This window comes from Gordonia sp. AC31, assembly GCF_031844505.1.
In the GTDB taxonomy this organism is placed as follows: Bacteria; Actinomycetota; Actinomycetes; order Mycobacteriales; family Mycobacteriaceae; genus Gordonia; species Gordonia hongkongensis.
In genome coordinates, this window is the sequence record NZ_JAUZVK010000024.1 from 1 (window position 1) to 9,718 (window position 9,718).

The following is a 9,718-nucleotide window of genomic DNA, read 5'->3' on the forward strand; positions in this document are numbered from 1 at the left end:
ATGCGTTCGATTTCGAGGTTTCTCCACAGGCGAGAAGCTCGAATTCATCTACTGTGCAGCAATTGTCGTCGACTGAGCGCCTATTCGCGTTGACTGTGCGCAGATCGTCAACAGTGGTGTACTTCAGTCACACAGCTCTCTAGTTCTGGCGCGCCTTCGACCGACTGAGTCTGAGGTGTTTGAGCTGGTTCCCGTTGAGCAGGGGCCGCCGATCACAAAATCTCGCGCTTGACAGTCGACTTCGGGCGCGCGCGAGAGTGTAGCCGACAACTCGTCCACCTGAGTGCGTTCGAAGGGCGATATGCCCTTCGATCATCCTGAGGGGGAGGAACTTTCAGAGTCGTCTCCGCAGGGTGGCGCGCTGGGTCGTCAACCGTCTTCTACGGGCGGGCTCCTCAGTATCTGCGGCCTGGCGGCCGTCGTGGACTTCGTAAGAACACTGGTGAGCGTCTGAACTCCATGCTCCTGAGGTGCGAGCGAATCGAGCCACGAAGGGTGTAGCAATAGGTGTCACCGGGCCCCTCGTGTCTCGTCGACCTCGACGCGCTCCTTCGTCGCTTGCTCGACCCGGCGGCTTACGCTCCTGGCACCTCAGGGCGGAGCAGGGGGTTATCCGCTTCTCTCGGATCAGGACGCAGCCCGGGCCACGATGAGCGGTACGAGTTGTTCTGCGGTGGTCCAGGCGCCGTGGTGGCCGAGCATCATCGATTCCATCGTCTCGCGCTTGCTGCGGGTGAGGGTGGTGGCGCCGCGGGCCACCGCGACGACGTCGCCGATGCGTTGTGCCACAGCGTCACTGACGATCGGTCCGAACCACTCTTCGTCGATGGTCTGCTCGCGCGAGACCACGTGTGCGGCGTCGCCGAGGTACGACGCCCAGCCGCTCAGCACGTCATCGGCCGATCCCGGTGTCGCGTAGACGTGTCGGACCCGTGCCTCGCCGGCCACCGCGTCGACGCCGTCGAGCAGGGCGGGGGCGGTGTCGATGTCGATCGCCCGGTCGGCGGTGATCATCCCGTGGTCACCGGTGACGAGAAGGGTTGCGCCATCGCCCAGTCCGGAGGCGAGGTCGGCAACCAACCGGTCGACGATGCGCAGCTTCTCCAGCCACTCCGCCGACCCCGGGCCGTGGATGTGGCCCGCCATGTCGAGCTCGCTGTAGTAGGCGTACACGAAACGCCGATGCCGACTCCGGCGCCGCAGGGTGGTCAGCACGGCGTCGCGGATGCCGTCGGGCGTCACGGCGGGCAGGAACTGTCCCGACGCGCGGAAGGCCGCCATCGTGAGACCGGTTCCGCGGAACTCGCCGGGCATCACATAGGTGACCCGGACACCCTCTGCGGCAAGCTCTTCGAGACTTCCTCGCTCGGTGCGGACGAGGGCCGGGGGGTAGGTCATCAACGCCGACGGTCCGGAGGCGTCGTCGAGGGTCCAGCGCAGCGAGTTGAGCACTCGTCGTGACCCGCGGGTCCGGCATTCGTCACCCGGGCGGAAGCTGTACCCGATGATTCCGTGCACTCCGCACGACGTGCCGCCCGTCAGGCTCAGGATGCTGGTCGCGGTGGTCGCCGGAAACCCGGCCCGCAGCGTGGTCGAGGTCAGTTCCTTGAGCGTCGGGGCGTGTTCGGCGTAGTCGTCCAGCAGGGTCGCGCCCAGGCCGTCGATGAGCAGCAGAACCACCGAGTCGCTCGGCGGGACAACGGGTCCCGCACCCTCGGATGCGACCCCGAGTGCACCCGCCACCGCCGGCAACACGTCGGCGAGCGTGTGCGGGTATCCGTGCCAGTCTTCCGGGGCCAGCTCCAGCGGACCCGCCACTTCAGTCACCGCGCCCCCGAACCGGCCGGTCCGAACACATAGTGTCCCGACCGCAGGAACCGGACCGACCGACGCGCGTCTCCCTCGACGAGCAACGGCGACAACGCATCTCGCAGCGCGATCCGCCACCGGGCGGCGTCGAGCGGCGCGCTGACCCGCATCGACTCGACGTCACGCGGAACCTCGACAACGGCGCCGGCATCCGGTGTGATGCGCTCGTGGTGCGCGACGGGATGGGATGGTTGTTCGCCGTCGATGACCGACACGGCCCCACCGGCGAGAGCCTCGTCCACCGACTGGACCGCTCCCTCCGACCTCGACGACCCGTCCGGCACCGACGGCGCAGCGGACTTCAGGTCCCACGCCACCAGCACCCGGTCGGAGTCGGCATCGCCGCCCAGCTCGTCACCGAGTTCGCCGTAGAAATCCTCGTAGTAGTGCACGGGCGTCGCGCCCAGCTTGGTGAGGTTGAAGTAGGCGTTGCGGGCGACCAGGGGATCGAAGGTCCAGGTGATCGTCGACAGTCCGCGCTCCAGAGCCCAGCGACGCTGGTGCATCTTCAGCGCATAACCCACCTGATGGCCGCGGCCGCGGCGGGTGACCCCGGTGATGTGGCTGTGTAGGGTCTCGCCGACCGGTGCGCCGAAGAACGCCACGCTCCCGCCCGCGAGGTGGTCGCCGATGAAGGCGCCGGCCACATAGTTGCCGGCGTGACTGAGCGCCCGCAGCATGTCGGTCCCCACGGGCCGGTTCGTCGGATCGGGCCGCCACACGTCGTCGAAGATCCGCAGCAGGTCCTCGAGCTCGTCGGGCGACGACAGTTCACGAACCTCCACACCGAGGGTTGCATCCGACATGGGGTCGATTCTGTCATCGCCCGGCGACACCGTGGTCGTGGTTCGTCCAGCCCGATCTAGGATGAGCCCCATGTCCCGCACCGCCCGACCGTCCGACGCGTTCGCGCGCGTCGCCGCGGCCGGTGTGGTCCCCGCGGTCGCGGTCGCCGCGCACGGTGCGGCGAGCGGGGCGATGCCGAGTTCGTCGGGCGTCCTGCTGAGCGCCGCGATCGGCGTGGTCGCGGCGATGCTGCTCGCGCCGCGCCGGGGACGACTCACGACGGCGGCTGCATCGACCACGCTGGTCCTGTCCGCGGCGCAGGCGGCGAGTCACTGGGCTCTCGCGCTCGACGCCGGGCACGCCGCCCACGACGCCTCGACGCTGCCGATGCTCCTCACCCACCTGGTGGCGATCCCTCTCAGCGCGGTCGGAATCGTCGCCGGTGCCCATCTCCTGGCGTCGATCGGCTCGGTGATCCGATCGCTGGTGCCACCGGTCACCGTCGCAGCACATACGGCCGCTCCGGTGTTCTGGACGCCGCCTTGTGTTCCGGCCGCACCCGCGTTGTGCGGCACCGGCGTTCGCGGACCACCGGCCGTCTCCTGACGCCGCCCGGGCCCCAGACCAGAACGGTGTGGGGTCGAAGCGCGCGTCCACGAGGACCGGTCCCGACACCATCGAAAGACACAATCCATGAAGCTCAGTTCCCCGCGGGCGACGATCGCCCGCCGCATCACCGCGCCCGCCACCGCCGTCGCCCTCGTCGGCCTCGCCTCCTTCGCGGGTGCGGGTGCCGCGTCGGCACACGTCACCGCCAACGCGCCGACGGTCATCCAGGGCGGGTACGGCGTCGTCACCTTCGTCGTCCCCAACGAGTCCGACGCCGCCGCCACTACCGCGCTGCGGGTGACGCTGCCCGGGCTGACCTCGGCCCGCCCGGAGGTGATGCCCGGCTGGAAGTCCGTCGTCACCAAGAAGGACGACAAGGTCACCGAGATCACCTGGACCGCCGATCCGGGATCGCCGGGGGTACCGGTCGGACAGTTCGGCCAGTTCCGGTTTTCCGGCGGACCGTTCCCCGAGCAGGAGACCGTCGAACTCCCCGCGCTGCAGACCTACGCCGACGGTGAGACCGCCGACTGGAGTCAGCCGACCCCCGACGACGGCTCCGAGCCGGAGCTGCCCGCACCGACGCTGACCCTGCCTCCGGCGACGGGCGACGGGCATCACGGCGGCTCGCACGCCGCCTCGACGACGGGCACCGCCGACGCTTCGGACACCTCCGAGTCATCGGCATCGTCTGAGGACTCCGCCGCGCGCTGGCTCGGTGGGATCGGCCTGGTGGTCGGCACTCTCGGGGCGGTCATCGGCGTCGCGGCGCTGACAGCCCTGCGCCGCAATGGTCGTGGCGGCGGCGATGCCTGACCGTCGCGCGCCGGTTCGACGCGTCGTCCTGGTCCTCGCGACGCTGCTGTGTCTCGGGCTCGTCGGATCGTGGGCGGCAGCCCCGGCGGCGGCGCACTCGCGGCTGGTGTCCTCCGACCCCGCCGAGGGGGCGACGTTGCAGTCCGGTCCGCAGACGGTGACGCTGACCTTCAACGAGCCGATCCAGTCGTCCTATGCGGTGCTCAACGTCGTCGGGCCCGACGACCACTACTGGCAGAACGGCGATCCGACGGTCGACGGCCCCAACCTGCGTGTCGGGGTGCGCGAACTCGGCCCGGCCGGTGAGTACGTCGTCAACTACCGGGTGACCTCGGCCGATGGGCACGTCATCAGCGGACAGCGCACGTTCGAGCTCGCGGTCGCCGGCAACGGTGAACCCGGTCCGGCGATCGAAGCGGTCGATGCGTCATCCGACGAGGGAATCCCGGTGTGGTGGTTCATCGCCGGCGCCGCGGTCGTCCTGATCGCCGGACTCGGCGTGGTGTTCTGGCTGAGCCGGCGACCCTCGACGCGGCGCTGACACCTGATGACCGTCCGCAACGGGTTGATCCTCGCGATGACCCTGGCCGGCGGTCTCGTGGTGAGCTGGTTGCTCGCCCGTCCCGACGGTCCGGATCTGGTCGCCGTGCCCACGACCCTCGCGCTCGGTGTCTCCGTGACGCTGCTCGGTCTGGGGGCGCTCCCGACGGTCGACGCCGAGCCCTCGACCCGGGTGATCGGCCTGCTGGCCGGGGTGTGGGTGTTGGCCGTGCTGGTCAGCTCCTGGGTGCGGACGGCCGATCGGGCGGGTGTCGAGGTGCTCGACGTCAAGGCCGGCGACTTCGGCGACGTGCTGTTCTCGGGTGCGCCCGAGATGGTGGCGCTGGTGGCCGGGGTCCTGATCCTCGCGTGGGTGGTGCTGGACCTGCTGACGGGGATCGAGATCCCCGTGCTCGTGGTCGGAGCGCTCGCGGCGATCGGGGTGCTGGCCACCTCGATCGCCGGTCACGCCGGCAACGACTCGTGGGGGCCGTTCCTCATCGGTGCCCACGCGCTGGCCGCGGCCTGGTGGTGTGGACTGCTCGCGGCGATGCTGCTCTCGGTGCGCGGCCGGTCGGGGTGGGCGCGCAGTCTGCCGGTCTTCTCCGGGCGCGCGCCCTGGGCCGTCGGGGTCCTCACGGTGACCGGCCTGATCTCCGGCCTGATCGAGGTCGACGGTCCGGCGAACCTGCTGAGCAGCGGTTACGGCCGAATCCTGCTCGCCAAGGCCGCGGTGCTCGCGGTCCTCGTGGGTCTCGCCGTCTGGCACCGACGACGCTGGCTACCGGCCGTGCAGCGGCATCGCAGCAGCGAGCCCGCCTCCGTGCGCGCGGCTGTCGTCGAACTGGCGATCATGGCCGTGGCGCTGGGCCTCGCGGCCGGGCTGTCGGCGACCCCGCCGCTCCCCGCCGGCTGAGCATACGAGCCCTTCCCCGCTGGTTGTGCAGGTGACTTTTCTCGCTGGTTGAGCAGGTGACTTTTCCCGCTGGTTGAGCGGGTGACTTTTCCCGCTGGTTGAGCCGGCACCGAGCGCAGCGAGGAGCCGTGTCGAAGCCACTGGTCCGGTTCACGACGTCGGTCGCCGAGGTGGCCTCGACGGGCGCGGCGTCCTCGCTTCGCTCGGTCGACGCTGCTCGACCAGCGGTGGTTGAGCGGGTGACTTTTTCCGCTGGTTGAGCCGGCACCGAGCGCAGCGAGGAGCCGTGTCGAAGCCACTGGTCCGGTTCACGACGTCGGTCGCCGGAGTGGCCTCGACGGGCGCGGCGTCCTCGCTTCGCTCGGTCGACGCTGCTCGACCAGCGGGACGTCACTCGCCCAGCGGCGGTCGCGACTGGTCCCACAGCGCGAGGAGTTCGTCGATGATGTCGGTCGCCATGTGCAGTGTGCTGAGGTGACTCTCGCCGGGCATCTCGAACAGCTTCGCGTCGGGGAGCAGCGACACCATGTGCTCGCCGTGGGCGTACGGGATGATGTGGTCGGCGTCGCCGTGCCACCAGCGCACGGGCACGGTGACGTCGCCGACGCGGAAGCCCCAGTCCCGCGCGAACACGACGACGTCGGCGAACGGTGCGTTCATGCGTCGGCTTCCGCCGTGGAGCAGGTCGTCGAGGAACATGGCCCGGAACTCGGGGCGCGCCAACAGTTCTCGGTCCGCCTGCGGGGACAGTCGACCGTAGATGGAGATCGCTGGTTCGGCGATCGGCCGGGCGAAGCCGCGGGCGACGCTCAGCACCTGGCCGATCGGCGCGCCGGCCACGCTGACGAGCGGTGCGAGCAGCGTGCCGAGTCGCATGGCCCCGCCCTCGATGCGGTCGGGTCCGACCGTCGGCGCGACACCGCCGAGGATGCCCGCCGCCGTCACCCGGTCGGGCATGGCATGGGCGACCCCGAGTGCGTACGGTCCGCCGCCCGACAGCCCGATGATCGCGAAGTCGTCGATGCCCAGGGCCTCGAGGACCTCGGCGAGGTCCGGTGCGAAGGCCGCGACGTTGTCGTACCGATGCGGGCTCGACGACCCCACGCCCGGCCGATCGAGCCCGATGAGGCGGATTCCGCGTTCGAGCGCGTACGCACGCGCTTCGACGGGGATCTGGCGCCGGGCGCCGGGGGTGCCGTGTAACCAGACGATCGCCCGTCCGGTGGCCGATCCGTACTCGGCGAATCCGATCCGACGATCACCGTCGGCGACGGCGATCGACCCCTCGATTTTCGGACGGGCGATGTCGATCATGTGATCAGCATCTCACGTACCGTTGGTGGCGTGATCCCCGAGTTCGTTCACGGCACCGCGCGCGCCATCCGCCACGTGTTCACCCCGTACCCGGCTCGGGACATCCCGGAGGGCCGGATGGTCGACCTCCCCGGGCGCGGGCGAGCGTTCGTCACCGACTCGGGCCCGCGCGACGCACCCGCCGTCTTCCTCCTGCATTCGGTGCTCACCACCGGGTTGCTCTGCTGGTACCCGACGATCCCGGCGATCAACGACCGCTATCGCGTCATCACTTTGGACGCGCGCTGGCACGGCCGCGGCATCGAGTCCGACACCTTCGACCTCCGTGACTGCGCCGACGACGTCGTCGCCCTCGCCGACGTCCTGGGTATCGACCGGTTCACGGTCGCCGGGTTCTCGATGGGCGGTGGCATCGCCCAGCTGGTGTGGCGACGCCATCCGGGACGCGTCGCCGGTCTGGTGCTCTGTTCGACCGGCCCGTACTTCAGCACGCATGATCCCCGGCACCGCGCGTCGTCGGAACGCATGGGACGCATCCTCCGCCCCGTCTACCGCATCCTGCCGCGGGTGTCCGACAAGAGCCTCGACAAAGCGGCCCACACCACCATCTGGGCGCTCCGGCAGTTCCTCTCGACGCCGCTGTCGCACCTCGGTGACTTTGGAAACGGGCTGGGGGAGTTCGACTCTCGCGACTGGCTCCATGAGGTCGACGTCCCGACCGCCGTCGTCGTGTCCATCCGCGACCGGGTCGTCGAGCCCGAACGGCAGCAGCTGCTGATCGACGGCATTCCCGGCGCACAGCGCTTCGAGGTCGACGGCGGGCACGCTTGCTGTGTCCTCGGCGCGCGCTACTTCATCCCACCGTTCGCCGAGGCGCTCGACGCCGTGGTGCCTCGGGATCGGTCGTCAGTCGCGGCGCACTCATAAGACGCCGTTCACACTGTGGAGTTGTCAAGGGACGGATGCGGTCCCGGGGTATGCCCGGGTGCGGAAGGTGCTACGCGAGAACTGTTGTGGGACGTCGGTCAGGCGGCGTCGTCGAGTCGCATGGTGCGTCGGTTGTGGGCGGGTCGGGGTCGACGGTGTGGATCTATCGAGGTGGGCGGCACGAGCCAGGGGTGGCGGTCGAGGCCCATGACGATGTCCCAGCCGTGGTGGTGGACTTGGGTGTGGCAGCGTTGGCAGAGCAGGCAGCCGTTGTCGAGGTCGGTAGGTCCGCCGTCGGCCCACGACTTGATGTGATGCACCTGCGTATGGGACGGTGGTGCACCGCATTTGATGCAGCAGGCGTCGCGGACGATGATCGCTTTGCGCAGGTGTGCCGGATACAACCGGTGGGTGTGACCCATCTGAAGCGGTACGCCCTCACCATCGAGGATGATCTCGGTCAGAGAGCCGTCGCACGCTACTTGTTTCGCGGTGGCATGGCTGACCGATCCGGTCCACGGTAGCGTCGCCAGGTCTCCGGTCGCGGGGATCGTCAGCATCAACTGAGTGCGTGGACTTCCGACGCTGTCGATAGTCGCACCGACCGCGGCTTGGTCGAGAATCAGCTCGAACGCATCGGTACGGCGCTGCTCAGCGGTGCGTCGATCCTCCGCTCCGTCGGGTTCGGGCCGCGGGCAGGATCGTTCGTCGATCATCGCCAGGAACTTCTCGCCTACGATCTGGGTGAGGTCGGCGCGGATTTCGACGCGGCCGTCGTCGGTGGTGTGGGCGTTTACCGAGTTCAGAGAGGGGTCGTCGGCTGCGGGAACACCGGTGTCGGAGGCGTCGGCGAGAGCGTTGGCGATCGCGCGGGCGTGTTTGAGGACCTGTGTCGGGGTCGCGCCGGACAACGCTTGTGCGATGAGTTCGCTTTCGTATTGGCGGCGGTCACCGTCGGAAAGCGGCTCACCACAACGCTTGTCGATCTCGTTCATCCCGCGGACGACGGCGTCGACGACCTCGCCGGTCAGCCGCCCGTCGGCGGCGTGACGGGTCAGGGCTGGAAGCGCGGGCAGGGCGTCGACACTGCGCATGGTGCGAAGAGCAGCGGCCGGTGCATGTCCTGACTCGATCAGCAACTTCTTGGTGGTGCTGCCGGTTTTCTGAGCGACGCCGAGTTCGTCGAGTTGTGCTGCGTGGGTGACGATCTGGTGGTCGACGGTGTTGCGGATCAAGCGCAGCGTCTCGAGCGCGTCGAATGTTGATCGGCCCGTGGGGTCGTCGGCGGGCGGGGTGGTCTCGATGAGTTGATCGAGAAGAGTGGCGAGCTCTGGCATGACTCCAAGGTACCGGAACATTCGTTCGATTTCGAGGTTTCTCCACAGGCTCGAAACTCCGAATTCATCGACTGTGCAGCGTTTTTCGTCGGCAGTGTGGTAACTGTTGTCAGTAATTGACTCCAGTCACACCCGTTTCGAGTTCGCGCCCAGAATTGGTGATTCGCGCCATGATTACGAGCCCCACGGGCGGTCAGGTAGCGGCCTTCGTGATGCAGACGAACGCCCACTCGGTGCTCGTCATCCCCCCAGAGATCGGCGGTGGCCGGCAGGTCGAAGTTCGGCGACACCTGCGCGAGTGGCGCGTAGACCTCCTTGCGCTCAAGCGGGTCCGCCGAAGCCCGCCACGCCGACCGGCCTGCGGTCGGTGGTGTAAGCGGCGCCGTGCCGTGCCGAGCCCCGCCAGTTGTCCCCGTTTTCGGCGATGCCGCCTGCCACGCCGACCGCGCCGACGGGTCCTCAGGTTCGACGGGTGCAACGGCCAGGCCGCCGCCCGAGGGTCGTCCCTCACGAGGTTGACGAGCGGTCCGACGAGTCGGCTGACGCACCCGTGCCAAATCGGTGGGCCCAATAGCGGAGGGCGCAGCCGATGACGGTGGATGCG

Annotated in this window: 9 protein-coding genes; 5 read left to right on the forward strand and 4 right to left on the reverse strand. The window is 69.0% G+C overall.

All coding sequences use genetic code 11. The features are described 5' to 3' along the window. Positions 1 to 627 precede the first annotated feature (627 nt). Both Q9R39_RS20765 and Q9R39_RS20770 read right to left on the reverse strand, forming a co-directional pair. Positions 628 to 1,827, reverse strand: coding sequence for an alkaline phosphatase family protein (locus tag Q9R39_RS20765; RefSeq protein WP_311278094.1), 1,200 nt, complete (start codon positions 1,825 to 1,827; stop codon positions 628 to 630). Further along, positions 1,824 to 2,675, reverse strand: coding sequence for a GNAT family N-acetyltransferase (locus tag Q9R39_RS20770; protein WP_311278095.1), 852 nt, complete (start codon positions 2,673 to 2,675; stop codon positions 1,824 to 1,826). The genes Q9R39_RS20765 and Q9R39_RS20770 overlap by 4 nt, the downstream gene beginning before the upstream one ends. Positions 2,676 to 2,745: 70 nt before the next feature. Between Q9R39_RS20770 and Q9R39_RS20775 the strand changes: the two genes are divergently transcribed. From Q9R39_RS20775 to Q9R39_RS20790, 4 genes are all read left to right on the forward strand, one after another. Beyond that, on the forward strand, positions 2,746 to 3,261 hold the full coding sequence (locus tag Q9R39_RS20775; RefSeq protein ID WP_311278096.1) for a YtxH domain-containing protein: 516 nt from the start codon (positions 2,746 to 2,748) through the stop codon (positions 3,259 to 3,261). A gap of 87 nt (positions 3,262 to 3,348) precedes the next feature. After that, positions 3,349 to 4,080 carry a YcnI family protein gene (locus Q9R39_RS20780; RefSeq protein ID WP_311278097.1) on the forward strand — a complete coding sequence of 244 codons (732 nt, stop codon included), beginning with the start codon at positions 3,349 to 3,351 and terminating at the stop codon, positions 4,078 to 4,080. Continuing rightward, positions 4,073 to 4,621 carry a copper resistance CopC family protein gene (locus Q9R39_RS20785; RefSeq protein ID WP_205334048.1) on the forward strand — a complete coding sequence of 183 codons (549 nt, stop codon included), beginning with the start codon at positions 4,073 to 4,075 and terminating at the stop codon, positions 4,619 to 4,621. The genes Q9R39_RS20780 and Q9R39_RS20785 overlap by 8 nt, the downstream gene beginning before the upstream one ends. Before the next feature lie 6 nt (positions 4,622 to 4,627). Then, positions 4,628 to 5,536 (forward strand): CopD family protein, encoded by a 909-nt coding sequence (locus tag Q9R39_RS20790; protein WP_311278098.1) that lies wholly within the window; start codon positions 4,628 to 4,630, stop codon positions 5,534 to 5,536. Positions 5,537 to 5,926: 390 nt separating this feature from the next. Here the strand turns inward: Q9R39_RS20790 and Q9R39_RS20795 are convergent, their stop codons facing one another. Then, positions 5,927 to 6,850, reverse strand: coding sequence for an alpha/beta hydrolase (locus Q9R39_RS20795; RefSeq protein WP_311278099.1), 924 nt, complete (start codon positions 6,848 to 6,850; stop codon positions 5,927 to 5,929). A 30-nt stretch (positions 6,851 to 6,880) separates the two neighbouring features. On the opposite strand from Q9R39_RS20795, the gene Q9R39_RS20800 reads away from it, so the two are divergent. Continuing rightward, a complete protein-coding gene (locus Q9R39_RS20800) occupies positions 6,881 to 7,777 on the forward strand; it encodes an alpha/beta fold hydrolase (RefSeq protein WP_311278100.1) in 897 nt (298 codons plus the stop codon). A gap of 98 nt (positions 7,778 to 7,875) precedes the next feature. Here the strand turns inward: Q9R39_RS20800 and Q9R39_RS20805 are convergent, their stop codons facing one another. Continuing rightward, the gene (locus Q9R39_RS20805) at positions 7,876 to 9,135 is read right to left on the reverse strand and encodes a DUF222 domain-containing protein (RefSeq protein WP_311278101.1); all 1,260 of its coding nucleotides are present in this window, start codon (positions 9,133 to 9,135) and stop codon (positions 7,876 to 7,878) included. Positions 9,136 to 9,718: the final 583 nt, after the last annotated feature.

Coding starts and splice junctions, on each gene's coding strand:
- Q9R39_RS20795 (WP_311278099.1), bottom strand. CDS start 6,850: ATGATCGACATCGCCCGTCCGAAAATCGAGGGGTCGATCGCCGTCGCC.
- Q9R39_RS20775 (WP_311278096.1), top strand. CDS start 2,746: ATGTCCCGCACCGCCCGACCGTCCGACGCGTTCGCGCGCGTCGCCGCG.
- Q9R39_RS20780 (WP_311278097.1), top strand. CDS start 3,349: ATGAAGCTCAGTTCCCCGCGGGCGACGATCGCCCGCCGCATCACCGCG.
- Q9R39_RS20805 (WP_311278101.1), bottom strand. CDS start 9,135: ATGTTCCGGTACCTTGGAGTCATGCCAGAGCTCGCCACTCTTCTCGAT.
- Q9R39_RS20785 (WP_205334048.1), top strand. CDS start 4,073: ATGCCTGACCGTCGCGCGCCGGTTCGACGCGTCGTCCTGGTCCTCGCG.
- Q9R39_RS20770 (WP_311278095.1), bottom strand. CDS start 2,675: ATGTCGGATGCAACCCTCGGTGTGGAGGTTCGTGAACTGTCGTCGCCC.
- Q9R39_RS20790 (WP_311278098.1), top strand. CDS start 4,628: ATGACCGTCCGCAACGGGTTGATCCTCGCGATGACCCTGGCCGGCGGT.